At 55.9% G+C, this 24,944-nt stretch carries 24 protein-coding genes, 4 tRNA genes and 1 rRNA gene; all 29 read right to left on the bottom strand.

Translation table 11 applies throughout. From position 1 onward, the window contains the following. Positions 1-4: 4 nt before the first annotated feature. Positions 5-691 (bottom strand): 30S ribosomal protein S3, encoded by a 687-nt coding sequence (rpsC, locus tag ACE04F_RS01300; RefSeq protein ID WP_003176422.1) that lies wholly within the window; start codon positions 689-691, stop codon positions 5-7. Between the two features lie 13 nt (positions 692-704). Beyond that, positions 705-1,037: a 50S ribosomal protein L22 gene (rplV, locus tag ACE04F_RS01295; RefSeq protein WP_003103908.1), complete on the bottom strand. Its 333-nt coding sequence runs from the start codon at positions 1,035-1,037 to the stop codon at positions 705-707. A gap of 11 nt (positions 1,038-1,048) precedes the next feature. Next, complete coding sequence (rpsS, locus tag ACE04F_RS01290) at positions 1,049-1,324, bottom strand: 30S ribosomal protein S19 (protein WP_002555486.1); 276 nt, start codon at positions 1,322-1,324, stop codon at positions 1,049-1,051. Positions 1,325-1,340: 16 nt separating this feature from the next. Then, positions 1,341-2,165: a 50S ribosomal protein L2 gene (gene rplB, locus ACE04F_RS01285; RefSeq protein ID WP_003186055.1), complete on the bottom strand. Its 825-nt coding sequence runs from the start codon at positions 2,163-2,165 to the stop codon at positions 1,341-1,343. 14 nt (positions 2,166-2,179) lie between these two features. Beyond that, positions 2,180-2,479 (bottom strand): 50S ribosomal protein L23, encoded by a 300-nt coding sequence (gene rplW / locus ACE04F_RS01280; protein ID WP_002555488.1) that lies wholly within the window; start codon positions 2,477-2,479, stop codon positions 2,180-2,182. Further along, the gene (gene rplD / locus ACE04F_RS01275; protein ID WP_003186057.1) at positions 2,476-3,078 is read right to left on the bottom strand and encodes a 50S ribosomal protein L4; all 603 of its coding nucleotides are present in this window, start codon (positions 3,076-3,078) and stop codon (positions 2,476-2,478) included. Before rplD ends, rplW begins: the two co-directional genes overlap by 4 nt. A gap of 12 nt (positions 3,079-3,090) precedes the next feature. Continuing rightward, complete coding sequence (gene rplC, locus ACE04F_RS01270; protein ID WP_003186059.1) at positions 3,091-3,726, bottom strand: 50S ribosomal protein L3; 636 nt, start codon at positions 3,724-3,726, stop codon at positions 3,091-3,093. Positions 3,727-3,806: 80 nt separating this feature from the next. Further along, positions 3,807-4,118, bottom strand: coding sequence for a 30S ribosomal protein S10 (rpsJ, locus tag ACE04F_RS01265; protein WP_003186070.1), 312 nt, complete (start codon positions 4,116-4,118; stop codon positions 3,807-3,809). 157 nt (positions 4,119-4,275) lie between these two features. Next, positions 4,276-5,469 (bottom strand): elongation factor Tu, encoded by a 1,194-nt coding sequence (gene tuf / locus ACE04F_RS01260; RefSeq protein ID WP_003186071.1) that lies wholly within the window; start codon positions 5,467-5,469, stop codon positions 4,276-4,278. 30 nt (positions 5,470-5,499) lie between these two features. Continuing rightward, the gene (gene fusA, locus ACE04F_RS01255) at positions 5,500-7,605 is read right to left on the bottom strand and encodes an elongation factor G (protein ID WP_486104200.1); all 2,106 of its coding nucleotides are present in this window, start codon (positions 7,603-7,605) and stop codon (positions 5,500-5,502) included. Between the two features lie 30 nt (positions 7,606-7,635). Beyond that, a complete protein-coding gene (gene rpsG, locus ACE04F_RS01250) occupies positions 7,636-8,106 on the bottom strand; it encodes a 30S ribosomal protein S7 (protein ID WP_003186074.1) in 471 nt (156 codons plus the stop codon). A gap of 102 nt (positions 8,107-8,208) precedes the next feature. Continuing rightward, on the bottom strand, positions 8,209-8,580 hold the full coding sequence (gene rpsL, locus ACE04F_RS01245; protein WP_003186084.1) for a 30S ribosomal protein S12: 372 nt from the start codon (positions 8,578-8,580) through the stop codon (positions 8,209-8,211). A 216-nt stretch (positions 8,581-8,796) separates the two neighbouring features. Next, positions 8,797-12,996: a DNA-directed RNA polymerase subunit beta' gene (rpoC, locus tag ACE04F_RS01240; protein WP_305498443.1), complete on the bottom strand. Its 4,200-nt coding sequence runs from the start codon at positions 12,994-12,996 to the stop codon at positions 8,797-8,799. A gap of 64 nt (positions 12,997-13,060) precedes the next feature. After that, positions 13,061-17,134, bottom strand: a complete 4,074-nt coding sequence (gene rpoB, locus ACE04F_RS01235; RefSeq protein WP_434571472.1) for a DNA-directed RNA polymerase subunit beta — start codon at positions 17,132-17,134, stop codon at positions 13,061-13,063. A gap of 220 nt (positions 17,135-17,354) precedes the next feature. Beyond that, positions 17,355-17,720, bottom strand: coding sequence for a 50S ribosomal protein L7/L12 (rplL, locus tag ACE04F_RS01230; RefSeq protein WP_003206098.1), 366 nt, complete (start codon positions 17,718-17,720; stop codon positions 17,355-17,357). Positions 17,721-17,798: 78 nt separating this feature from the next. Beyond that, complete coding sequence (rplJ, locus tag ACE04F_RS01225; RefSeq protein WP_003206099.1) at positions 17,799-18,299, bottom strand: 50S ribosomal protein L10; 501 nt, start codon at positions 18,297-18,299, stop codon at positions 17,799-17,801. 197 nt (positions 18,300-18,496) lie between these two features. Next, entirely contained in the window at positions 18,497-19,192 is a 696-nt protein-coding gene (gene rplA, locus ACE04F_RS01220) for a 50S ribosomal protein L1 (RefSeq protein ID WP_030138521.1), read from the bottom strand. After that, positions 19,192-19,623: a 50S ribosomal protein L11 gene (rplK, locus tag ACE04F_RS01215; RefSeq protein WP_003176435.1), complete on the bottom strand. Its 432-nt coding sequence runs from the start codon at positions 19,621-19,623 to the stop codon at positions 19,192-19,194. The genes rplA and rplK overlap by 1 nt, the downstream gene beginning before the upstream one ends. A 117-nt stretch (positions 19,624-19,740) precedes the next feature. Continuing rightward, the gene (gene nusG, locus ACE04F_RS01210; protein WP_010443972.1) at positions 19,741-20,274 is read right to left on the bottom strand and encodes a transcription termination/antitermination protein NusG; all 534 of its coding nucleotides are present in this window, start codon (positions 20,272-20,274) and stop codon (positions 19,741-19,743) included. A 9-nt stretch (positions 20,275-20,283) separates the two neighbouring features. Next, entirely contained in the window at positions 20,284-20,652 is a 369-nt protein-coding gene (secE, locus tag ACE04F_RS01205) for a preprotein translocase subunit SecE (RefSeq protein WP_024776457.1), read from the bottom strand. Positions 20,653-20,697: 45 nt separating this feature from the next. Then, positions 20,698-20,773, bottom strand: a tRNA-Trp gene (locus ACE04F_RS01200). Positions 20,774-20,826: 53 nt separating this feature from the next. Further along, a complete protein-coding gene (tuf, locus tag ACE04F_RS01195; protein ID WP_003186103.1) occupies positions 20,827-22,020 on the bottom strand; it encodes an elongation factor Tu in 1,194 nt (397 codons plus the stop codon). 84 nt (positions 22,021-22,104) lie between these two features. Beyond that, positions 22,105-22,180 (bottom strand) — tRNA-Thr (locus ACE04F_RS01190). Positions 22,181-22,206: 26 nt separating this feature from the next. Continuing rightward, positions 22,207-22,280: transfer RNA gene (locus ACE04F_RS01185), tRNA-Gly, on the bottom strand. Between the two features lie 24 nt (positions 22,281-22,304). Then, positions 22,305-22,389, bottom strand: a tRNA-Tyr gene (locus ACE04F_RS01180). A 142-nt stretch (positions 22,390-22,531) separates the two neighbouring features. Further along, on the bottom strand, positions 22,532-22,987 hold the full coding sequence (locus ACE04F_RS01175) for a hypothetical protein (protein WP_486104194.1): 456 nt from the start codon (positions 22,985-22,987) through the stop codon (positions 22,532-22,534). 8 nt (positions 22,988-22,995) lie between these two features. Further along, positions 22,996-23,745 (bottom strand): pantothenate kinase, encoded by a 750-nt coding sequence (locus ACE04F_RS01170; protein ID WP_486104193.1) that lies wholly within the window; start codon positions 23,743-23,745, stop codon positions 22,996-22,998. Beyond that, entirely contained in the window at positions 23,735-24,691 is a 957-nt protein-coding gene (birA, locus tag ACE04F_RS01165; protein WP_486104191.1) for a bifunctional biotin--[acetyl-CoA-carboxylase] ligase/biotin operon repressor BirA, read from the bottom strand. Before birA ends, ACE04F_RS01170 begins: the two co-directional genes overlap by 11 nt. 132 nt (positions 24,692-24,823) lie before the next feature. After that, positions 24,824-24,939 (bottom strand): 5S ribosomal RNA (gene rrf, locus ACE04F_RS01160). Positions 24,940-24,944 lie beyond the last annotated feature (5 nt).

The following is a 24,944-nucleotide window of genomic DNA, read 5'->3' as shown; positions in this document are numbered from 1 at the left end:
CCCCTTACTTAGCAGCTTTTTTACGAGGCGCTGGTGCTTGTGGTTTCAGTTCTTCTTGGCGACCACCAATTACTTCGCCTTTGAAGATCCAAACCTTTACACCGATCACACCGTAAGTGGTGTGAGCTTCGTAGTTGGCATAGTCGATGTCGGCACGCAGGGTGTGCAGTGGCACACGACCTTCGCGATACCATTCAGTACGTGCGATTTCAGCACCGCCGAGACGACCGCTCACTTGGATTTTGATGCCTTTGGCACCAATGCGCATTGCGTTCTGTACAGCGCGCTTCATAGCGCGACGGAACATTACGCGACGCTCCAGCTGCTGAGCTACGCTCTGCGCAACCAGCATACCGTCGAGCTCCGGCTTGCGGATCTCTTCGATATTGATGTGCACAGGCACACCCATTTGCTTGGTCAGGTCCTGACGCAGTTTCTCAACATCTTCACCTTTCTTCCCGATAACGATACCTGGACGAGCGGTGTGGATGGTGATACGTGCAGTCTGAGCCGGACGATGGATATCGATACGGCTGACGGACGCGCTTTTTAGTTTGTCTTGGAGATACTCACGCACCTTCAGATCAGCGAACAAGTAGTCCGCATAAGTCCGACCGTCTGCGTACCAGACGGAGGTGTGCTCCTTGACGATTCCCAGGCGAATGCCAATGGGATGTACTTTCTGACCCATCTCTTCGACTCCGTTACTTGTCAGCAACCTTGACAGTGATATGGCAAGACCGCTTGACGATGCGATCAGCACGGCCTTTGGCACGTGGCATGATGCGCTTCAGCGAACGCCCTTCGTTGACGAAAACGGTGCTGACCTTCAGGTCATCAACGTCTGCGCCTTCGTTATGCTCGGCGTTGGCTACGGCCGACTCCAGCACTTTTTTCATGATCTCGGCGGCTTTCTTACTGCTGAAAGCCAACAGGTTGAGCGCTTCGCCCACCTTCTTCCCGCGGATCTGGTCGGCGACCAAGCGGGCTTTCTGGGCGGAGATTCGAGCGCCCGACAACTTAGCGGCTACTTCCATTTCCTTACCCCTTAACGCTTGGCTTTCTTGTCAGCCACGTGCCCACGATATGTGCGGGTACCGGCGAACTCGCCCAGTTTGTGGCCGACCATGTCTTCGTTCACGAGAACTGGGACGTGCTGGCGACCGTTGTGTACAGCGATGGTCAGACCGACCATCTGTGGCAGGATCATCGAACGACGCGACCAGGTCTTAACTGGTTTGCGATCGTTCTTTTCCGCCGCCACTTCGATCTTCTTCAGTAGGTGAAGATCAATAAAAGGACCTTTTTTCAGAGAACGTGGCACTGTCGTATCCCTCTATTTACTTGCGACGACGGACGATCATTTTGTCGGTACGCTTATTACCACGAGTCTTCGCGCCCTTAGTCGGGAAGCCCCATGGCGATACCGGATGACGACCACCAGAGGTACGACCTTCACCACCACCATGTGGGTGGTCAACCGGGTTCATGGCAACACCACGAACGGTTGGGCGAACGCCACGCCAGCGCTTGGCACCAGCTTTACCCAACGAACGCAGGCTGTGCTCGGAGTTCGAGACTTCGCCCAGGGTCGCACGGCATTCAGCCAGGACTTTACGCATCTCACCAGAACGCAGACGCAGGGTCACGTAGACACCTTCACGAGCGATCAGCTGAGCCGAAGCACCAGCGGAACGAGCGATTTGCGCGCCTTTACCTGGCTTCAATTCGATGCCGTGTACGGTGCTACCAACCGGAATGTTGCGCAGTTGCAGAGCGTTGCCCGGCTTGATCGGTGCCAGGGCACCTGCGATCAGCTGGTCGCCAGCGCTCACGCCTTTAGGGGCGATGATGTAGCGACGCTCGCCATCTGCGTACAGCAGCAGAGCGATGTGAGCAGTACGGTTTGGATCGTATTCGATACGCTCGACGGTGGCAGCGATGCCATCCTTGTCGTTGCGACGGAAGTCGACCAGACGATAATGCTGCTTATGACCACCACCAATGTGACGAGTGGTAATACGGCCATTGTTGTTACGACCACCAGACTTCGATTTTTTCTCGAGCAGCGGTGCGTGAGGAGCGCCTTTATGCAGCTCCTGGTTGACCACCTTGACCACAAAACGGCGGCCAGGGGAAGTCGGTTTGCATTTAACGATTGCCATGATGCACCCCTTCCTTACTCAGCACTGCTGCTGAAATCGAGATCTTGGCCTGGCTGAAGGGAGATAACTGCCTTCTTCCAGTCATTACGCTTGCCCAGACCGCGAGCAGTGCGCTTGCTCTTACCCAGAACGTTCAGGGTAGTAACGCGCTCTACTTTCACGCTGAACAGGCTTTCGACGGCCTTCTTGATTTCCAGCTTGGTTGCATCGGTTGCAACCTTGAAAACGAACTGGCCTTTCTTGTCTGCCAGAACCGTAGCCTTCTCGGAAACGTGCGGGCCAAGCAGAACTTTAAATACGCGTTCCTGGTTCATCCCAGCAGCTCCTCGAATTTCTTCACGGCCGACACGGTGATCAACACCTTGTCGTATGCGATCAGACTGACCGGATCGGAACCCTGCACGTCACGGACATCGACGTGTGGCAGGTTGCGAGCAGCCAGGTACAGGTTCTGATCAACAGCGTCAGACACGATCAGGACGTCAGTCAGGCCCATGCCATTCAGCTTGTTCAGCAGATCTTTGGTTTTCGGTGCTTCAACAGCGAAGTCCTGAACCACGACCAGACGATCAGTACGCACCAGCTCAGCAAGGATGGAACGCATTGCTGCGCGATACATCTTCTTGTTCAGCTTCTGGGAATGATCCTGAGGACGAGCTGCGAAAGTGGTACCGCCGCCACGCCAGATTGGGCTACGGATAGTACCGGCACGAGCACGGCCAGTACCTTTCTGACGCCATGGGCGCTTACCGCCACCAGAAACGTCGGAACGGGTCTTTTGCTGCTTGCTACCTTGACGGCCGCCGGCCATGTAGGCCACGACTGCTTGGTGAACCAGCGTCTCGTTGAATTCGCCGCCAAATGTCAGTTCGGAAACTTCGATCGCTTGAGCGTCATTTACATTTAATTGCATGTCAGCTTCCCCTTAACCGCGAGCCTTGGCTGCTGGACGTACAACCAAGTTGCCGCCAGTAGCGCCAGGAACAGCGCCCTTGACCAACAACAGATTGCGTTCAGCGTCCACGCGCACTACTTCGAGGGACTGCACGGTCACGCGCTCGGCGCCCATATGACCGGACATTTTTTTGCCCTTGAATACACGACCAGGAGTCTGGCACTGGCCGATAGAGCCTGGAACGCGGTGGGATACGGAGTTACCGTGGGTGTTATCTTGCCCGCGGAAGTTCCAACGCTTGATCGTACCCTGAAAGCCTTTACCCTTGGACTGACCGGTTACATCAACCAGTTGACCAGCAGCGAAGATTTCAGCGTTGATCAGATCGCCGGCCTGGTACTCGCCTTCTTCAAGGCGGAATTCCATTACGGTACGACCAGCGGCAACGTTCGCCTTGGCGAAGTGGCCAGCTTGAGCAGCTGTTACACGCGAAGCACGACGCTCGCCGACAGTGACTTGCACTGCACGATAGCCATCGGTCTCTTCAGTTTTGAACTGGGTGACGCGATTCGGCTCGATCTCAATGACCGTGACCGGAATGGAGACACCTTCTTCGGTGAAAATACGGGTCATACCGCATTTACGACCGACTACACCAATAGTCATGTTGTAAACCTCATGAGTGTACGGGGCTTTCACCCGCTATGGCCGCCCATTTCAGAGCGTTACACGACTAAGACCGAGTCTTAGCCGAGGCTGATCTGCACTTCCACACCGGCCGCAAGATCGAGCTTCATAAGAGCATCAACGGTTTTATCCGTTGGCTGGACGATGTCCAGAACGCGCTTATGAGTACGGATCTCGTACTGGTCACGCGCGTCTTTGTTGACGTGCGGGGAGACCAGAACGGTGAACCGCTCTTTACGGGTAGGCAGTGGAATTGGACCACGCACTTGAGCACCAGTACGTTTCGCGGTTTCCACGATTTCCTGGGTGGATTGGTCGATCAGGCGATGGTCAAAAGCCTTCAACCTGATACGGATTTGCTGATTTTGCATTGGATTTCAGACTCCGGCTGCTATTCCCACCGGGCGCAATACGCCCGTTAAAAGGAGGCGCAATTCTATAGACGCCCCCGATAGGTGTCAACCCAATAAAAAAGCCCCCGCTAAGCGGGGGCTTTTCAACTCACCGAGTCAACTCTACAAGAGAGTCTTACTCGATGATTTTGGCTACGACGCCAGCGCCGACGGTACGACCGCCTTCACGGATAGCGAAACGCAGACCGTCTTCCATTGCGATGGTCTTGATCAGGGTGACAACCATTTTGATGTTGTCGCCTGGCATTACCATTTCAACGCCTTCCGGCAGCTCGCAGTTACCGGTCACGTCAGTGGTCCGGAAGTAGAACTGTGGACGGTAGCCTTTGAAGAACGGAGTGTGACGACCGCCTTCTTCTTTGCTCAGAACGTACACTTCAGCTTCGAACTTGGTGTGCGGCTTGACCGAACCCGGCTTGACCAGAACCTGGCCACGCTCAACGTCGTCACGCTTGGTACCACGCAGCAGAACGCCGCAGTTCTCGCCAGCACGACCTTCGTCGAGCAACTTACGGAACATTTCAACACCGGTGCAGGTGGTGACGGTGGTGTCACGCAGACCTACGATTTCCAGCGGATCCTGAACCTTGACGATACCGCGCTCGATACGACCAGTCACAACAGTACCGCGACCGGAGATCGAGAATACGTCTTCGATAGGCATCAGGAACGGCTTGTCGATAACACGAACTGGCTCTGGGATGTAGCTGTCCAGAGTTTCTACCAGACGCTTCACAGCGGTGGTACCCATTTCGTTGTCGTCCTGGCCGTTCAGAGCCATCAGAGCCGAACCGATGATGATTGGGGTGTCATCACCTGGGAAGTCGTAAGTGCTCAGCAGATCGCGCACTTCCATCTCAACCAGTTCCAGCAGCTCAGCGTCGTCAACCATGTCAGCCTTGTTCAGGAAGACTACGATGTACGGAACGCCTACCTGACGGGACAGCAGGATGTGCTCACGGGTTTGTGGCATCGGACCATCGGCGGCCGAGCAAACCAGGATCGCGCCGTCCATCTGGGCAGCACCGGTGATCATGTTCTTCACATAGTCAGCGTGACCTGGGCAGTCAACGTGAGCGTAGTGACGAATCGAAGAGTTGTACTCAACGTGCGCAGTGTTGATGGTGATACCACGAGCCTTTTCTTCCGGAGCGCTGTCGATTTTGTCGAAAGCAACAACGGCCGAACCGAAAACTTCGGAGCAGACGCGAGTCAGAGCAGCGGTCAGAGTGGTTTTACCGTGGTCAACGTGACCAATGGTGCCAACGTTGACGTGCGGTAGGGAACGATCAAATTTTTCTTTAGCCACGACAATTAACTCCTTGCCTAAAGGGCTGAATCAGCCTTGCTTTTTAGTAACAGTCTCGACGATATGCGACGGAGCTGTATTGTATTTTTTGAATTCCATAGAGTAGCTTGCGCGACCCTGAGACATGGAACGAACGTCGGTCGCGTAACCGAACATTTCACCCAACGGAACCTCGGCGCGGATAACCTTGCCGGAAACCGTATCTTCCATACCCAGAATCATGCCACGACGACGGTTAAGGTCGCCCATGACATCACCCATGTAGTCTTCAGGCGTAACGACTTCTACCGCCATGATCGGCTCGAGCAACTCACCACCGCCCTTCTGGGCCAGTTGCTTGGTTGCCATGGAAGCAGCCACCTTGAACGCCATCTCGTTGGAGTCGACGTCGTGGTAAGAACCATCAAACACTGTTGCCTTCAGGCCGATCAGCGGATAGCCGGCAACAACGCCGTTCTTCATCTGCTCTTCGATACCCTTTTGGATCGCCGGGATGTATTCCTTAGGAACCACACCACCTACGACTTCGTTCACGAATTGCAGACCTTCCTGACCTTCGTCAGCCGGTGCAAAACGGATCCAGCAGTGACCGAACTGGCCACGACCGCCGGATTGGCGAACGAACTTGCCTTCGATTTCACAGTTCTTCGTGATGCGCTCACGATAGGAAACCTGAGGCTTACCGATGTTGGCTTCGACGTTGAACTCACGGCGCATCCGGTCAACCAGGATGTCCAGGTGCAGCTCGCCCATGCCGGAGATGATCGTCTGACCAGTCTCTTCATCAGTCTTGACGCGGAAAGACGGGTCTTCCTGAGCAAGCTTGCCCAGAGCGATACCCATTTTTTCCTGGTCATCCTTGGTCTTGGGCTCAACGGCAACCGAAATAACCGGCTCCGGGAAGTCCATGCGAACCAGGATGATTGGCTTGTCAGCGTTGCACAAGGTTTCGCCAGTGGTGACGTCCTTCATGCCGATCAAGGCCGCGATGTCACCAGCGCGCACTTCCTTGATTTCTTCACGGGCGTTTGCGTGCATCTGCACCATACGACCCACACGCTCTTTCTTGCCTTTTACCGAGTTGATCACGCCGTCGCCGGAGGCCAACACGCCCGAGTAAACCCGGACAAAGGTCAAGGTACCCACGAATGGGTCGGTAGCGATCTTGAATGCCAAAGCCGCGAACGGCTCGTCGTCACTTGCGTGACGCTCCATTTCTTCTTCCTCGTTATCCGGGTTGGAACCCTTGATAGCAGGAATGTCGGTTGGAGCAGGCAGGAAGTCGATAACGGCGTCGAGAACCAGGGGAACACCCTTGTTCTTGAAGGAAGAACCGCAAACAGCCAGAACGATCTCACCAGCGATAGTACGCTGACGCAGAGCGGCCTTGATTTCCTCGTTGGAGAGCTCTTCGCCCTCGAGGTACTTGTTCATCAGCTCTTCATTGGCTTCGGCCGCAGCCTCAACCATGTTGCTACGCCATTGCTCGGCTTCTTCCAACAGCTCGGCAGGAATTTCCTTACGAACAGGGACCATGCCCTTGTCGGAATCATTCCAGTACACGGCCTGCATGTTGATCAGATCGATCTGGCCCTGGAAGTTGTCTTCCGAACCAATAGCGAGCTGGATAGGCACCGGAGTGTGACCCAGACGCTGCTTGATCTGACCGATCACGCGCAGGAAGTTGGCACCAGCACGGTCCATCTTGTTTACGTAAACAAGACGAGGAACGCCGTATTTGTTGGCCTGACGCCATACGGTTTCCGACTGAGGCTCAACACCCGAAGTACCGCAGAACACAACGACCGCGCCGTCGAGTACGCGCAGGGAGCGTTCAACTTCAATGGTGAAGTCTACGTGGCCCGGGGTATCGATTACGTTGAAGCGATGCTCGTGTGGGTACTGCTTCTCGGAACCTTTCCAGAAGGCGGTGATAGCAGCAGAAGTAATGGTAATACCACGCTCCTGCTCCTGCACCATCCAGTCTGTGGTCGCGGCGCCGTCATGCACCTCGCCCATTTTGTGACTTTTGCCGGTGTAAAAAAGGACGCGCTCGGTGGTGGTGGTCTTACCAGCATCCACGTGAGCAACGATACCGATGTTACGGTAGCGATTAATCGGTGTAGTACGAGCCATAAAGCCCTCGCAAATTGAGTGACGCTAAAATTAGAAGCGGTAGTGCGAGAAAGCCTTGTTGGCTTCAGCCATACGGTGCACGTCTTCACGCTTCTTAACTGCAGCACCTTTACCTTCAGCAGCGTCCAACAGTTCACCAGCCAAACGCAGAGCCATGGACTTCTCGCCGCGCTTGCGGGCGAAGTCTACCAGCCAGCGCATTGCCAGGGCGTTACGACGGGAAGGACGAACTTCGACCGGAACCTGGTAAGTAGCACCGCCTACACGGCGCGACTTCACTTCGACCAGCGGAGCGATGGCGTCGAGAGCTTTCTCGAAGATTTCCAGGGGATCGCTGTTCTTGCGTTCCTTAACTTTGTCCAGTGCGCCATAAACAATACGCTCGGCAACGGCTTTCTTGCCGCTCTCCATAACGTGGTTCATGAACTTGGCGAGGATCTGGCTTCCGTATTTCGGATCGTCCAGAATCTCACGTTTGGCTGCTACGCGACGTCTTGGCATGATAAGCCCTCAAGCGGTCTTCAGGTTAGCCCGGGACAGCTCACGCTTGCCCGACCTTACTCTTATCGACTCAATAAAAATGAAAAACTGCAAAACGACCGATTACTTCGGACGCTTGGTACCGTACTTCGAGCGACCTTGGTTACGACCTTTGACGCCGGAGGTATCCAAAGAACCGCGGACGGTGTGGTAACGAACACCTGGCAAGTCTTTTACACGACCGCCGCGGATCAGTACCACGCTGTGCTCTTGCAGGTTGTGGCCTTCACCGCCGATATACGAGGAAACCTCGAAACCGTTGGTCAGACGCACACGGCATACTTTACGCAGTGCCGAGTTAGGTTTTTTCGGCGTGGTGGTATACACACGGGTGCATACGCCACGACGTTGCGGGCAGTTCTGCAGCGCAGGCACGTCGGATTTCTCGACGATACGCTTACGCGGCTGACGTACCAGCTGGTTGATAGTTGCCATCTACTAGCTCCACTGTTGTCTTGCGACGCTATTGTCTTACAAGAAAAGCAAAATGGCAGGAACGAACTCCCGCCAAATTTAGGGGATCAAGAGTCTAAAGAGGATCTTGTCCCCAGTCAAGGCAAGGCCCCGACCTCCCCACCCGCCGGATCTCGACAATTTGTCTCGATCCGCCGAACGGGGCGACCAGGGCCAGGCACTCAATCAGCGCAGAACTCAGTTACCGCTCGAGTTCAGTGCTTCGGTCAGTGCAGCTTCCACTTCACTGGCGCTTACGCGCAACGGCTTGTCTGCTTCACGGCGGCGCTTGCGCTCGCTGTGGTAGGCCAAACCGGTACCGGCCGGGATCAGACGACCCACGACCACGTTTTCTTTCAGGCCGCGCAGGTAATCGCGCTTGCCGGTTACCGCCGCTTCGGTCAGTACCCGCGTGGTTTCCTGGAAGGAAGCCGCCGAGATGAACGATTCGGTGGACAACGACGCCTTGGTGATACCCAGCAGTACGCGAGTGAACTTGGCAAGGAACTTGTCCTCGTTCGCCAGGCGCTCGTTCTCCACCAGTACGTGAGTCAGTTCCATCTGGTCGCCCTTGATGAAGCTGGAATCGCCGGACTCGGAGATCTCAACTTTACGCAGCATCTGACGCAGGATGGTCTCGATGTGCTTGTCGTTGATCTTCACGCCTTGCAGACGATAAACGTCCTGGATCTCGTTCACGATGTACTTGGCCAGCGCACTCACACCCAGCAGACGCAGGATGTCGTGTGGATCGCTCGGACCGTCGGAGATAACTTCGCCGCGGTTTACCTGTTCGCCTTCGAAGACGTTCAGGTGACGCCACTTCGGAATCAGCTCTTCGTACGGATCGCTACCGTCGTTCGGGGTGATGACCAGACGGCGCTTGCCCTTGGTCTCTTTACCGAACGCGATGGTGCCGCTGACTTCAGCCAGAATCGAGGCTTCTTTCGGACGACGGGCTTCGAACAGGTCGGCAACACGCGGCAGACCACCGGTGATGTCACGGGTCTTCGAAGTTTCTTGCGGAATACGAGCGATAACATCACCGATCGCGATCCGCGCGCCGTCCGCCACACCGACCAGGGCGTTGGCTGGCAGGAAGTACTGAGCGATTACGTCAGTGCCTGGCAGCAACAGATCCTTGCCGTTGTCGTCGACCATCTTCACGGCTGGACGGATGTCCTTGCCGGCAGCTGGACGATCCTTGGCGTCGAGTACTTCAATGTTGGTCATACCGGTCAATTCGTCAGTCTGACGCTTGATCGTGATGCCTTCTTCCATGCCCACGTAGGTCACGGTACCTTTCATTTCGGTAACGATCGGGTGAGTGTGCGGATCCCACTTGGCCACGATAGCGCCAGCGTCGACCTTGTCGCCTTCCTTCACCGAAATCACCGCACCGTACGGCAGCTTGTAGCGCTCGCGCTCACGACCGAAGTCGTCGGCAATCGCCAGCTCACCGGAACGCGACACCGCCACCAGGTGACCGTCGACACGCTCAACGTGCTTCAGGTTGTGCAGACGGACAGTACCGCCATTCTTCACCTGAACGCTGTCGGCCGCGGAGGTCCGGCTTGCGGCACCACCGATGTGGAACGTACGCATGGTCAGCTGGGTACCCGGCTCACCGATGGACTGGGCAGCGATAACGCCGACCGCTTCACCGATGTTCACCTGGTGACCACGAGCCAGATCGCGGCCGTAGCACTTGGCGCAGATGCCGTAGCGGGTTTCGCAGCTGATCGGCGAACGTACGATCACTTCGTCGATGCTGTTGAGCTCGATGAACTCGACCCACTTCTCGTCAACCAGGGTGCCAGCAGGGACGATGACGTCCTCGGTGCCCGGCTTGAATACGTCACGGGCAATGACACGACCCAAAACGCGCTCACCCAGCGGCTCGACAACGTCACCGCCTTCAATGTGCGGCGTCATGACCAGGCCGTGTTCGGTGCCGCAATCGATCTCGGTCACAACCAGATCCTGCGCCACGTCTACCAGACGACGGGTCAGGTAACCGGAGTTCGCGGTTTTCAACGCGGTATCCGCAAGACCCTTACGAGCACCGTGAGTGGAGATGAAGTACTGAAGTACGCTCAAACCTTCACGGAAGTTCGCGGTAATCGGCGTCTCGATGATGGAGCCGTCCGGCTTGGCCATCAGGCCACGCATACCGGCGAGCTGACGGATCTGCGCAGCAGAACCCCGCGCACCCGAGTCGGCCATCATGTACATCGAGTTGAACGATTCCTGGTCGACTTCGTTGCCGTGGCGGTCGATGACTTTCTCTTTCGAGAGGTTGGCCATCATCGCCTTGGAGACTTCGTCGTTCGCCTTGGACCAGAGGTCGATCACCTTGTTGTACTTCTCGCCCTGGGTTACCAGGCCGGACGCGTACTGGCTCTCGATCTCTTTCACTTCCTCGGTGGCAGCCCCGATGATGCGGGCTTTTTCATCAGGGATAACGAAGTCGTTAACACCGATGGAAACGCCGGAGATGGTCGAATAGGCAAAACCGGTATACATCAGCTGGTCAGCGAAGATCACGGTCTCTTTCAGACCAACCACGCGGTAGCACTGGTTGATCAGCTTGGAGATCGCCTTTTTCTTCATCGGCAGGTTGACGACGTCAAACGACAAGCCAGGCGGAACAACCTGGAACAACAGCGCACGACCGACAGTGGTGTCGACGATGCGAGTGTTCTTGACGCTACCACCGTCACGATCGTTGACGGTTTCGTTGATCCGCACCTTGACCTTGGCGTGCAGTGCGGCTTCGCCGGCACGGAACACACGGTCAACTTCCTGCAGATCCGCGAATACACGACCTTCGCCCTTGGCGTTGATCGCTTCACGAGTCATGTAATACAGACCCAATACAACGTCCTGCGACGGAACGATGATTGGCTCACCGTTGGCTGGCGACAGGATGTTGTTGGTCGACATCATCAACGCACGCGCTTCGAGCTGGGCTTCCAGCGTCAGCGGTACGTGCACGGCCATCTGGTCGCCGTCGAAGTCGGCGTTGTACGCAGCACAGACCAGAGGGTGCAGCTGGATAGCCTTGCCTTCGATCAGTACCGGTTCAAACGCCTGGATACCCAGACGGTGAAGAGTCGGTGCACGGTTGAGCAGCACTGGGTGTTCGCGAATCACTTCAGCGAGAACGTCCCAGACCTCTGGCAGCTCGCGCTCGACCATCTTCTTGGCAGCTTTGATGGTGGTAGCGAGACCACGCATTTCCAGCTTGCCGAAAATGAACGGCTTGAACAGTTCCAGTGCCATTTTCTTGGGCAGACCGCACTGGTGCAGACGCAGGGTTGGACCTACGGTAATTACCGAACGACCCGAGTAGTCAACACGCTTACCGAGCAAGTTCTGACGGAAACGACCTTGTTTACCCTTGATCATGTCAGCCAGGGATTTCAGAGGACGCTTGTTCGAACCGGTGATAGCGCGGCCACGGCGACCGTTGTCGAGCAGTGCGTCGACCGCTTCCTGCAACATACGCTTTTCGTTGCGCACGATGATGTCCGGAGCGGACAGATCGAGCAGGCGCTTCAAGCGGTTGTTACGGTTGATCACTCGACGATACAGATCGTTGAGGTCGGAAGTCGCGAAACGACCGCCATCCAACGGGACCAGTGGACGCAGATCTGGCGGCAGAACCGGCAGAACGGTCAGCACCATCCACTCTGGCAGGTTGCCGGAACCCTGGAAGGCTTCCATCAACTTCAGACGCTTGGACAGCTTCTTGATCTTGGTTTCGGAGTTGGTTTGCGGAATTTCTTCGCGCAGACGGCCAATCTCGTGCTCCAGGTCGATAGCGTGCAGCAGCTCGCGGACAGCTTCGGCACCCATGCGGGCATCGAAATCGTCGCCGAACTCTTCCAGCGCTTCGAAGTACTGCTCGTCGTTGAGCAGCTGACCTTTTTCAAGGGTGGTCATGCCCGGGTCGATAACGACATAGCTCTCGAAGTAGAGAACGCGTTCGATATCACGCAGGGTCATGTCCATCAGCAAGCCGATACGGGACGGCAGCGATTTCAGGAACCAGATGTGGGCAACCGGCGACGCCAGCTCGATGTGCGCCATGCGCTCACGACGAACTTTTGCCAGCGCGACTTCAACGCCGCACTTCTCGCAGATCACACCGCGGTGCTTCAAGCGCTTGTACTTACCGCACAGGCACTCGTAATCCTTGACCGGGCCAAAGATCTTGGCGCAGAACAGACCGTCACGCTCAGGTTTGAACGTACGGTAGTTGATGGTTTCCGGCTTTTTAACTTCACCGAACGACCACGAACGGATCATCTCAGGCGAGGCCAATCCAATACGGATGGCGTCGAACTCTTCGACTTGACCCTGGTTTTTCAGCAAATTCAGTAGGTCTTTCAAGGCCTTTCCTCCTGGCGGAGCAGAGAGCGGGCAAGACAGCCCCGCTCTCGATTCGCGTCACGTGTTATTCGGTTTCCAGATCGATATCGATGCCGAGGGAACGAATTTCCTTGATCAACACGTTGAAAGACTCGGGCATGCCCGGCTCCATACGGTGATCGCCGTCCACGATGTTCTTGTACATCTTGGTCCGGCCGTTCACATCGTCCGACTTCACTGTGAGCATTTCTTGCAGAGTGTATGCAGCACCGTATGCTTCCAGTGCCCAGACCTCCATCTCCCCGAAACGCTGACCACCGAACTGCGCCTTACCACCCAGCGGCTGCTGGGTAACCAGGCTGTAAGAACCGGTAGAACGAGCGTGCATCTTGTCGTCTACCAAGTGGTTCAGCTTCAGCATGTACATGTAGCCAACGGTAACCGGACGCTCGAACTTGTTGCCGGTACGACCATCGAACAGCTGCATCTGGCCGCTTTCCGGCAGGTCTGCCAGTTTCAGCATGGCCTTGATTTCGCTTTCCTTGGCACCGTCGAACACCGGGGTAGCCATTGGAACGCCGCCGCGCAGGTTCTTCGCCAGGTCCAGGATTTCCTGGTCGGAGAAGGTGTCCAGCTCTTCGTTGCGCCCGCCGATCTCGTTGTAGATCTCGTGCAGGAACTTACGCAGGTCGGCGACCTTGCGCTGCTCTTCGATCATGCGGTTGATCTTCTCGCCCAGACCCTTGGCCGCGAGGCCCAGGTGGGTTTCGAGGATCTGACCGACGTTCATACGCGAAGGTACGCCCAGCGGGTTGAGGACCACATCGACCGGGGTGCCATTGGCATCGTGCGGCATGTCTTCAACCGGCATGATCACCGAGACCACACCTTTGTTACCGTGACGACCGGCCATCTTGTCGCCCGGCTGGATGCGACGACGGATTGCCAGGTAAACCTTGACGATCTTCAGCACGCCTGGAGCCAGGTCATCGCCCTGCTGCAGTTTGCGCTTCTTGTCTTCGAACTTGTCGTCCAGCAGACGGCGGCGATCAACGATGTAGGCCTGGGCCTTCTCGAGCTGCTCGTTCAGAGCATCTTCAGCCATGCGCAGCTTGAACCACTGGCCATGCTCAAGACCGTCGAGGACCTCGTCGGTGATCTCCTGACCTTTCTTCAGGCCCGCGCCGCCTTCGGCCTTGTGGCCAACCAGAGCGGAACGCAGACGTTCGAAAGTTGCGCCTTCAACGATACGGAACTCTTCGTTCAGATCCTTGCGGATCTCGTCGAGCTGAGTCTTCTCGATGGACAATGCACGAGCATCACGCTCGACACCGTCACGGGTGAAGACCTGTACGTCGATGACGGTACCCTTGGTGCCGGTAGGCACACGCAGGGAGGTGTCTTTCACGTCGCTGGCTTTTTCACCGAAGATGGCACGCAGCAGTTTCTCTTCCGGAGTCAGTTGGGTCTCGCCTTTCGGAGTGACCTTGCCGACCAGGATGTCGCCTGCGCCTACTTCGGCACCTACATAAACGATACCGGCTTCGTCCAGCTTGTTCAGCGCAGCTTCACCCACGTTCGGGATGTCCGCGGTGATCTCCTCTGGGCCAAGCTTGGTGTCACGCGCCACACAGGTCAGTTCCTGAATGTGGATCGTGGTGAAGCGGTCTTCCTGAACCACACGCTCGGACAGGCAGATGGAGTCTTCGAAGTTGAAGCCGTTCCATGCCATGAACGCGATGCGCATGTTCTGACCCAGTGCCAGTTCACCCATGTCGGTGGACGGACCGTCGGCCATGATGTCGCTGCGCTGAACCCGATCACCCTTGCTCACCAGCGGACGCTGGTTGATGCAGGTGTTCTGGTTGGAGCGGGTGTATTTGGTCAGGTTGTAGATGTCGACACCGGCTTCGCCAGTTTCAACTTCGTCATCGGCAACACGAACCACGATACGGCTGGCATCGACGGAGTCGATCACACCGCCACGACGAGCCACGACGCAAACGCCGGAGTCACGGGCAACGTTGCGCTCCATGCCGGTACCTACCAGCGGCTTGTCGGCACGCAGGGTCGGTACAGCTTGACGCTGCATGTTCGAACCCATCAACGCACGGTTGGCGTCGTCGTGCTCGAGGAACGGAATCAGCGACGCAGCAACCGAAACTACCTGCTTGGGCGATACGTCCATCAGGGTGACGTCTTCCGGCGCCTTGACGGTGAACTCGTTCAAGTGACGAACAGCTACCAGCTCGTCGGTCAGGACTTTCTTGTCGTTCATCGTGGCCGAAGCCTGAGCGATCACATGATCAGCTTCTTCGATGGCGGACAGGAACACGATCTCGTCGGTAACCAGGGCGTCTTTCACCACACGGTACGGGCTCTCAAGGAAACCGTACTGGTTGGTGCGCGCATAGGCGGCCAGGGAGTTGATCAGACCGATGTTCGGACCTTCCGGCGTTTCGATCGGGCATACGCGACCGTAGTGAGTCGGGTGTACGTCACGAACTTCGAAGCCTGCACGCTCACGAGTCAGACCGCCTGGGCCGAGTGCGGAGACACGACGCTTGTGGGTGATCTCGGACAGCGGGTTGTTCTGGTCCATGAACTGCGACAGCTGGCTCGAACCGAAGAACTCCTTCACCGCCGCAGCCACTGGCTTGGCGTTGATCAGGTCTTGCGGCATCAGGCCTTCGCTTTCAGCCATCGACAGACGTTCCTTGACCGCGCGCTCGACACGCACCAGGCCAACACGGAACTGGTTCTCGGCCATCTCGCCTACGCAGCGGACACGACGGTTACCCAGGTGGTCGATGTCATCGACGATGCCTTTGCCGTTACGGATGTCGACCAGAGTCTTGAGCACCGCAACGATGTCGTCCTTGTTCAGCACGCCCGAACCTTCGATCTCGGTACGACCGATACGACGGTTGAACTTCATCCGGCCGACCGCAGACAGGTCATAGCGCTCAGGGCTGAAGAACAGGTTGTTGAACAGGGTCTCGGCGGCATCCTTGGTTGGTGGCTCGCCAGGACGCATCATGCGATAGATCTCGACCAGGGCTTCCAGTTGGTTGCCGGTGGAGTCGATCTTCAGCGTATCGGAGATGAACGGACCGCAGTCGATATCGTTGGTGTACAGAGTCTCGATGCGAACAACCTGAGCCTTGGCGATTTTCGCCAGGATCTCGGTGGTCAGCTCGGTGTTGCACTCGGCAATGATCTCGCCAGTGGCCGGATGCACGATGACCTTGGCGGTGGTGCGACCCAGGACGTAGTCCATCGGCACCTGCAGCTCTTTGATCCCGGCTTTTTCCAGCTGGTTGATGTGACGAGCGGTGATACGACGACCTTGCTCGACAATAACCTTGCCCTTGTCATCCTGGATATCCAGGACGGCGATTTCACCGCGCAGGCGCTGAGGCACCAACTCCAGGCTCAGGTTTTCACCCTGCACATGGAAGACGTTGGTAGTGTAGAACGCGTCCAGCACTTCCTCGGTGGTATAGCCGAGCGCGCGCAGCAGTACCGATGCGGGCAGCTTGCGACGACGGTCGATACGCACGAATACGCAGTCTTTCGGGTCGAACTCGAAGTCCAACCACGAACCGCGGTAAGGAATGATGCGCGCGGAGTAGAGCAGTTTGCCGGAGCTGTGCGTCTTGCCACGGTCGTGGTCGAAGAACACGCCCGGAGAACGGTGCAGCTGGGAAACGATTACACGCTCGGTACCGTTGATTACGAAGGTACCGTTTTCAGTCATCAGGGGGATTTCACCCATGTAGACTTCTTGCTCTTTGATGTCCTTGATCGCTTTGTTCGACGATTCTTTGTCGAAAATGATCAGGCGCACTTTTACCCGCAAAGGTACGGCGTAAGTCACACCGCGCAATACGCATTCTTTGACATCAAATGCCGGTTCGCCCAGGCGATAACCGACGTACTCCAGCGCAGCATTGCCGGAGTAGCTGATGATCGGGAAAACGGATTTGAAGGCCGCATGCAGGCCCACGTCGCGGAACTGATCTTTAGTCGCTCCCGCTTGCAAGAATTCACGATACGAATCCAGCTGGATGGCCAGGAGGTACGGCACATCCATGACGTCCGGCAACTTGCTAAAGTCCTTGCGGATACGTTTTTTCTCAGTATATGAGTAAGCCATCAGCGTTCCCCAGCTTGGTCACCTGCTTGTTTGGCCCCTCCCGACGGGAGCAGCCAGAAAATCGTGCAAACCCCTTGGTTTGCGCCACCACATCGGGTGGTTACAGCGCGTGATCAGCACCGACCCAGTCGGCTGCCAATAACGGAAAAAGGCCGGTGGCAAGAGCCACCAGCCATCAGCCTGTCGCTTAACGCTCGGGCTGGAGACGCAAAGTCGATGCTTACTTCAGCTCGACTTTAGCGCCTGCTTCTTCCAGTACTGCTTTGGCTTTGTCAGCTGCGTCTTTGGCAACAGCTTCCAGAACCATGGCAGGAGCGCCGTCAACTACAGCCTTGGCTTCTTTCAGGCCCAGACCGGTCAGCTCACGTACTGCCTTGATCACGTTAACTTTCTTCTCGCCAGCTTCGGTCAGCATGACGTTGAATTCGGTTTGCTCTTCAGCAACGGCAGCAGCAACAGCTGGACCAGCGGAAGCAGCAGCAGCGGTAACACCGAATTTTTCTTCGAAAGCTTTGATCAGCTCAACAACTTCCATTACGGACATGTTGCCAACGGCTTCGAGGATATCGTTTTGAGAGATAGACATGACTCTATATTCCTGGATTGGGGGACGGCCTACGCGACCATCGAAATAAACAAAAAACGCGAAAAGGAGTGTCGAGCCTTAGGCTGCGGCAGCTTCTTTCTGGTCGCGCAGTGCCGCCAGAGTACGAGCCAATTTGCTGGTTGCGCCTTGAATCACGCTCATCAGCTGAGAAATTGCTTCGTCACGGGTCGGCAGAGTTGCCAGTACGTCGATCTGGTTAGCTGCGAGGAACTTGCCCTCGAACGCAGCTGCCTTAATCTCGAACTTGTCCTGACCTTTGGCGAATTCCTTGAACAAACGGGCAGCAGCGCCTGGATGTTGGGTGGAGAACGCGATCAAGGTCGGGCCGGTGAACACGTCGTTGAGGACACTGTATTCAGTGTCAGCAACAGCGCGCTTGAGCAGGGTGTTACGTACAACACGTACGTAAACGCCAGCTTCACGAGCCTCTTTACGGAGTCCGGTCATAGCGCCTACTGTTACGCCACGGGCATCAGCCACGACAGCGGACAGAGCAGCTTTGGCAGCCTCGTTGACTTCAGCGACGATGGCCTTCTTGTCTTCGAGTTTAATTGCCACGGGTTTAACTCCTGCTTGTTACCGTTTCATCCGATCGAAACCGAATGTCGTTTTGGTGTCTGATTCGGTAAGGAACCGGGAGCACCATCTGCGTAGGCTTGTGGTTTAAGACTTGCGTCGCCTACGGTCTTGGACAGCCCCCGCCAGGCAGGGACCCCAATATGTGATTGGCACAATCGCTTGCGCCAACCTGAGTCTTACGCGTCGAGCGAGCTCTGATCGATGATCAGACCTGGGCCCATAGTGGTGCTCAGGGTAACGCGCTTGACGTAGATACCTTTCGAAGAAGCTGGCTTGATACGCTTCAGATCAGCGATCAGGGCTTCAACGTTTTCCTTCAGCTTGACGGCGTCGAAGCCGATCTTGCCAACGGAAGTGTGGATGATGCCGTTTTTGTCGGTGCGATAACGAACCTGACCAGCCTTGGCGTTTTTAACCGCGGTGGCTACGTCTGGAGTCACGGTACCAACCTTAGGGTTAGGCATCAGGCCACGTGGACCGAGGATCTGACCCAACTGGCCTACAACACGCATGGCATCCGGGGATGCGATCACGACGTCATAGTTCAGGTCGCCGCCTTTCATTTCGGCAGCCAGGTCGTCCATACCTACGCGATCAGCGCCAGCAGCCAGAGCAGCTTCAGCTGCCGGGCCCTGGGTGAACACGGCAACACGTACGGTCTTGCCAGTGCCGTGTGGCAGCACGGTAGCGCTACGAACGACCTGGTCGGATTTACGTGGGTCAACGCCCAGGTTTACAGCAACGTCGAACGACTCGCTGAACTTGACAGTCGACAGCTCGGCCAGCAGAGCGGCGGCGTCTACAAAGTTGTAGGCCTTGCCTGCTTCGATTTTGCCGGCGATAGCCTTTTGGCGCTTGGTCAGCTTAGCCATTACACACCCTCCACGTTAAGGCCCATGCTACGAGCAGAACCGGCGATAGTACGCACGGCTGCATCCATATCAGCTGCAGTCAGATCCGCGTTTTTGGTTTTCGCGATTTCTTCCAGCTGAGCACGGGTAACGGTGCCAACCTTAACGGTGTTTGGACGAGCGGAACCGCTGGTCAAACCTGCAGCCTTCTTCAGCAGAACCGAAGCAGGGGTGCTTTTTGTTTCGAAAGTGAAGCTACGGTCGCTGTAGACAGTGATGATCACTGGAGTCGGCAGACCTGGCTCAAGACCCTGGGTACGGGCGTTGAAAGCCTTGCAGAATTCCATGATGTTCACGCCGTGCTGACCCAGTGCAGGACCAACGGGTGGGCTTGGGTTAGCCTGAGCGGCCTTCACTTGCAGCTTGATGTAAGCGGTAATCTTCTTGGCCATGAGGCACTCCAATTACGGGTTCGAACGCCTCGAAAGGCTCCCCGGTTGCTTGCGCGTTTATCCCAGTGACGACAAAACCCCACAGCCTTGGGCTGCGGGGTTGGGATGCCTGCTCAATCAGACCTTTTCGACCTGACTGAACTCCAACTCTACCGGAGTAGAGCGACCGAAAATGAGCACCGCCACTTGGATCCGGCTCTTTTCGTAGTTAACTTCTTCGACCGTACCATTGAAATCGGCGAATGGACCATCAGTGACCCGTACAACTTCACCTGGTTCAAACAACGTCTTCGGCTTCGGCTTGTCGCTACCATCAGCGACGCGACGCAGAATTGCTTCTGCCTCTTTGTCAGTGATCGGCGCAGGCTTGTCGGCGGTTCCGCCAATGAAGCCCATCACCCGAGGGGTATCCTTGACCAAGTGCCAAGTCCCTTCGTTCATATCCATCTGTACCAGCACATAGCCTGGAAAGAACTTGCGTTCACTTTTGCGCTTCTGGCCGTTACGCATCTCCACCACTTCTTCAGTGGGGACCAGAATCTCGCCAAAGCCATCTTCCATGCCAGCCAGCTTTACGCGCTCTATCAGCGAGCGCATGACATGCTTCTCGTAACCCGAGTAAGCATGCACAACGTACCAACGCTTAGCCACGGGACACCCTTAGCCAACAATCAAGGAAACAAGCCAGCCGAGCAGGGAATCAAGCCCCCACAACAGCAACGCCATTACCAGAACAACAGCCACAACGATCAACGTGGTCTGCGTGGTTTCTTGGCGAGTCGGCCATACGACTTTACGAATCTCGGTGCGAGCTTCCTTAGCGAGTACAAAGAAAGACTTGCCCTTGGCTGTTTGCAGGCCTACAAAGGCAGCAACAGCAGCAATAGCGAGCAATGCAAGTACGCGGTACAGGATCGGCGAAGCAGAAAAATACTGATTGCCAACAACGCCAACAACCACCAAAGCGACTACCACTAGCCACTTGAGCAGATCGAAGCGAGAGCCTTGAGCTTCAGCTTTAGGAGTCATCTATGAAGATCCTGTGAAAAGAAAGCCAGACACACCGAGTGAATCTGGCAGGTCAGGAGGGAATCGAACCCCCAACCTACGGTTTTGGAGACCGTCGCTCTGCCAATTGAGCTACTGACCTAAAACAAAATCAGGCCGACCATTATGCCGGCCCGAAAAAGACATTACAACTGTTTACTCGATGACTTTGGCTACGACGCCGGCGCCGACGGTACGACCGCCTTCACGGATAGCGAAACGCAGACCGTCTTCCATCGCGATGGTCTTGATCAGAGTGACAGTCATCTGGATGTTGTCACCTGGCATTACCATTTCAACACCTTCTGGCAGCTCGCAGTTACCAGTCACGTCAGTTGTACGGAAGTAGAACTGTGGACGGTAGCCTTTGAAGAACGGAGTATGACGGCCGCCTTCTTCCTTGCTCAGAACGTAAACTTCTGCGGTGAACTTGGTGTGCGGCTTAACGGTGCCTGGCTTGACCAGAACCTGGCCACGCTCAACGTCGTCACGCTTGGTGCCGCGCAGCAGCACGCCGCAGTTCTCGCCAGCACGACCTTCGTCGAGCAACTTGCGGAACATTTCAACGCCGGTGCAGGTAGTTTTCTGAGTGTCGCGCAGACCGACGATCTCAACTTCTTCCTGGATACGGACGATGCCACGCTCAACACGACCAGTCACAACAGTACCGCGACCAGAGATCGAGAATACGTCTTCGATTGGCATCAGGAACGGCTTGTCGATAGCGCGCTCAGGCTCTGGGATGTAGCTGTCCAGAGTCTCAACCAGCTTCTTCACCGCAGTGGTGCCCATTTCGTTGTCGTCTTGGCCGTTCAGAGCCATCAGAGCCGAACCGATGATGATTGGAGTGTCATCACCTGGGAAGTCGTAAGTGCTCAGCAGGTCGCGCACTTCCATCTCAACCAGTTCCAGCAACTCAGCGTCGTCAACCATGTCAGCCTTGTTCAGGAAGACAACGATGTACGGAACGCCTACCTGACGGGACAGCAGGATGTGCTCACGGGTTTGTGGCATCGGACCATCGGCGGCCGAGCAAACCAGGATCGCGCCGTCCATCTGGGCAGCACCGGTGATCATGTTTTTTACGTAGTCGGCGTGACCTGGGCAGTCAACGTGTGCGTAGTGACGCACGGCCGAATCGTATTCAACGTGAGCGGTGTTGATGGTGATACCGCGAGCTTTTTCTTCCGGGGCGCTGTCGATCTTGTCGAAGTCAACCTTGGCCGAACCGAAAACTTCGGAGCAGACACGGGTCAGAGCAGCGGTCAGCGTGGTTTTACCGTGGTCTACGTGACCAATGGTACCGACGTTGACGTGCGGCTTATTACGTTCGAACTTTTCCTTAGCCATCGAAATCACCCCTAGGAGAAGAATTTAGCGAGTCACACGAGCCATTAAAACAAAGGCAGATATTTTCATATCTGCCTTGTAATATGGAGCTCTTGAGCGGATTTGAACCGCTGACCTCACCCTTACCAAGGGTGTGCTCTACCAACTGAGCTACAAGAGCAAAACACTTTGCACAACCTGCAAACTTGGAGCGGGTAGCGGGAATCGAACCCGCATCATCAGCTTGGAAGGCTGAGGTTCTACCACTAAACTATACCCGCGGAGCTTGCAGCTCACGCTAAAACTGGTGGAGGGGGAAGGATTCGAACCTTCGAAGTCGTAGACGTCAGATTTACAGTCTGATCCCTTTGGCCGCTCGGGAACCCCTCCTAAGCGAGCCGGCATTCTATATCATGCCAGCCTTCTGTCAAGCATTTTCTCATAAAAAACCTGAGGTTAGCTGCGTTGACGCCGCTTCGTACCGATGACCGTTAAAGGTCTTCACTGCGAAGCGGGCGCCATTCTATGCAAACTACCCAGCAGGCGCAACCCCTTCGCAAGGCATTATTTTATGTTTTAACTCATTGAATTCTTTGGAAAGGTTTTGAAGCAGCGCCTCGTTCATCTTCGCCGCGCTATCCGGTGGAACCTGGACCCAGAGTCCACCAGACTCTGGAGACGCTGGTGAGCTAAACGTAACGGTACGGCCCGCAACTCCCGAAGAAGCCAGTCGCTGCTCCAACTGCCTGGCCAGCTCCGGGCGAACGAAGCCACCCAGGTAATTGCAGTTCTTTTGCCCTTCACTCGATTTACCCGGCTCACGCCTGACTAGCGCATCCGCCGTCTCGCTCAGGAGATGAATGTCTTGCTGCGAACCCCGATACAGGCTCAGCGGAGTGACATCCTTCGCGCGAAGCGGGACCTCCTGCTGATGCCAGATGTAGTAGAAGCCATTTAAAACCAGCAACAACAAAAACAGCCACCGCATAAAAAACCTCAAGACAAAGGACAAGCCATCGCCAAACCAACAAAAACCAGATCAGGCACGACCTTGGCATCCGGAACAACCCCGGAAACCAGATTGGCGTCCCCTCCTGTCAGAAACACCTCGAAGCTCTCCCCCCAGTATTGCTGCGCCAATTCGAGCTGAGTCAGCACAAAGCCCCTCAACATCAGCATACAACCACGCTCCACTGCCTCGACCGTTGCCCTGCCAGGAGCAAGACTCTCGTGAGCCCGCTCTGCAGCAGTATCGTCATAGCGGATTCGCCGGGTATGGGTACGTAACTGATTACGCATCAGAGGCATACCCGGACAGATGAACCCTCCCAGGTGCTGCCCGTCAGCAGCGACGAAATCCGCCGTGATTGCCGTACCAAAATCCAGAACCAGACATGCACCCGAAGCCAGATGGTAACCACCAAGCAAAGCCAGCCATCGATCAAGCCCCAAGCGCTGATAGTCTTCATAACCGTTCTTAACGCCCGCCATTTCCCGGGTAGGTGCTGCGCGAACTACAGAGATGCCAAAGGTCTCGACCAGGGAGGCGACTAACAAATCGGTCTCCTCAGGAGTCCTGACGCTGACCAGACGACATTTCTTCAGTTGAAATTTATCAGGGCCGGTCAGGCTCGCGAGCAGATCGCTATCCGAGCCCACTACACCACCGCCAACCGGGGTGACGCCATCTGCGCAAACAACACGCCACTTGATAAAACTATTGCCGCAATCGAGCTCAAGAATCATCACGCAACCTCAAGCTGAGCTCGCCACCACTGAATATTTTTTCCACACCATCCACCTTCAAACGCAGCGCCCCTTGACGATCAATGCCCATCACCACGCCGTCGATACGATTGATACCGGCGATCAGCGACACAGCCCGCCCCTGCCACAAATGATATCGCTCCCACTCCGACTGAATCGCTGCAAATCCCGACGCATGATGCAGCTTCAGGTATTCCTGAAGCTTTCCACCCATTCGCGCCACCAACTCGTTCCGGTCAAAATCACGACCCGCTTCAAGACTCATGGAGGTCCACTGCTGATCTACCTCGTCAGTCGAATGCATATTCACATTTATCCCGACGCCCAGGACAACGTGACAAACATCCGCAGGATCCCCCACCAGCTCAAGTAGTATGCCGGCGATTTTCTTTTCACCTACCAACACATCGTTAGGCCACTTCAACCCAGCCTCAACAACACCCATGTCACGCAACGAATGCATGACGGCAAGCCCAACGACAAGACTGAGCCCCTCAATCTGCCGCATGCCACCGTCAATGCGCAGCACCAAGCTGTAATAGAGGTTTTCGGCGAATGGACTGACCCATTTGCGGCCGCGACGCCCCCTACCGGCTATTTGCCGCTCGGCCAGAACAAGGAATGGCGCTTCCACCCCACGGCCGATGGACCGCAGCGCTTCGGCATTGGTGGAATCAATGGAGTCATACAGATGAACAGGCCACTCGCAGCCTTCTTTCGCGCAAATTTCGGCCACATCCAAAAGCAGCAGTGGCTTTGCCAAACGGTACCCTTTGCCCCGGACCTTATGCACAGATAAGCCTAACTCCGCTTCCAAATGCTGCAATTGTTTCCATACCGCACTACGACTGATACCTAACCCAGCACCCAGCGCTTGGCCCGAATGGAAACGGCCGTCCTTCAGAAGTTTTAGTAACGTGAGCATACGAACTGCGCCTGATAACGAGGCCCGCATGATAGCCATGCACAAGACGGTTGCATAGAAACACCCAAGCGCTTTCCTGCGGGCAAAACAAAACCCCTACCTGCATCAGCAGATAGGGGTTTCGGAATTTAATCTTGACGATGACCTACTCTCACATGGGGAAACCCCACACTACCATCGGCGATGCATCGTTTCACTTCTGAGTTCGGGATGGGATCAGGTGGTTCCAATGCTCTATGGTCGTCAAGAAATT

Source organism: Pseudomonas sp. AGC41 (assembly GCF_057334555.1).
Note: the sequence above shows the minus strand (reverse complement) of the source record. Positions and strands in the feature narration are given on the sequence as shown.

Excerpts from the sequence above, each read along its gene's own strand:
- rplC (WP_003186059.1), bottom strand. The coding sequence starts at position 3,726 with ATGACTATTGGTGTAGTCGGTCGTAAATGCGGTATGACCCGTATTTTC.
- rpsG (WP_003186074.1), bottom strand. The coding sequence starts at position 8,106 with ATGCCAAGACGTCGCGTAGCAGCCAAACGTGAGATTCTGGACGATCCG.
- rplD (WP_003186057.1), bottom strand. The coding sequence starts at position 3,078 with ATGCAATTAAATGTAAATGACGCTCAAGCGATCGAAGTTTCCGAACTG.
- secE (WP_024776457.1), bottom strand. The coding sequence starts at position 20,652 with ATGACTCCTAAAGCTGAAGCTCAAGGCTCTCGCTTCGATCTGCTCAAG.
- rplK (WP_003176435.1), bottom strand. The coding sequence starts at position 19,623 with ATGGCCAAGAAGATTACCGCTTACATCAAGCTGCAAGTGAAGGCCGCT.
- rplA (WP_030138521.1), bottom strand. The coding sequence starts at position 19,192 with ATGGCTAAGCTGACCAAGCGCCAAAAGGCTATCGCCGGCAAAATCGAA.
- rplV (WP_003103908.1), bottom strand. The coding sequence starts at position 1,037 with ATGGAAGTAGCCGCTAAGTTGTCGGGCGCTCGAATCTCCGCCCAGAAA.
- rpsL (WP_003186084.1), bottom strand. The coding sequence starts at position 8,580 with ATGGCAACTATCAACCAGCTGGTACGTCAGCCGCGTAAGCGTATCGTC.
- rplB (WP_003186055.1), bottom strand. The coding sequence starts at position 2,165 with ATGGCAATCGTTAAATGCAAACCGACTTCCCCTGGCCGCCGTTTTGTG.
- rplL (WP_003206098.1), bottom strand. The coding sequence starts at position 17,720 with ATGTCTATCTCTCAAAACGATATCCTCGAAGCCGTTGGCAACATGTCC.
- rpoB (WP_434571472.1), bottom strand. The coding sequence starts at position 17,134 with ATGGCTTACTCATATACTGAGAAAAAACGTATCCGCAAGGACTTTAGC.
- ACE04F_RS01170 (WP_486104193.1), bottom strand. The coding sequence starts at position 23,745 with ATGATTCTTGAGCTCGATTGCGGCAATAGTTTTATCAAGTGGCGTGTT.
- rpsJ (WP_003186070.1), bottom strand. The coding sequence starts at position 4,118 with ATGCAAAATCAGCAAATCCGTATCAGGTTGAAGGCTTTTGACCATCGC.
- ACE04F_RS01175 (WP_486104194.1), bottom strand. The coding sequence starts at position 22,987 with ATGCGGTGGCTGTTTTTGTTGTTGCTGGTTTTAAATGGCTTCTACTAC.
- rplW (WP_002555488.1), bottom strand. The coding sequence starts at position 2,479 with ATGAACCAGGAACGCGTATTTAAAGTTCTGCTTGGCCCGCACGTTTCC.
- rpsC (WP_003176422.1), bottom strand. The coding sequence starts at position 691 with ATGGGTCAGAAAGTACATCCCATTGGCATTCGCCTGGGAATCGTCAAG.
- birA (WP_486104191.1), bottom strand. The coding sequence starts at position 24,691 with ATGCTCACGTTACTAAAACTTCTGAAGGACGGCCGTTTCCATTCGGGC.
- tuf (WP_003186103.1), bottom strand. The coding sequence starts at position 22,020 with ATGGCTAAGGAAAAGTTCGAACGTAATAAGCCGCACGTCAACGTCGGT.
- fusA (WP_486104200.1), bottom strand. The coding sequence starts at position 7,605 with ATGGCTCGTACTACACCGATTAATCGCTACCGTAACATCGGTATCGTT.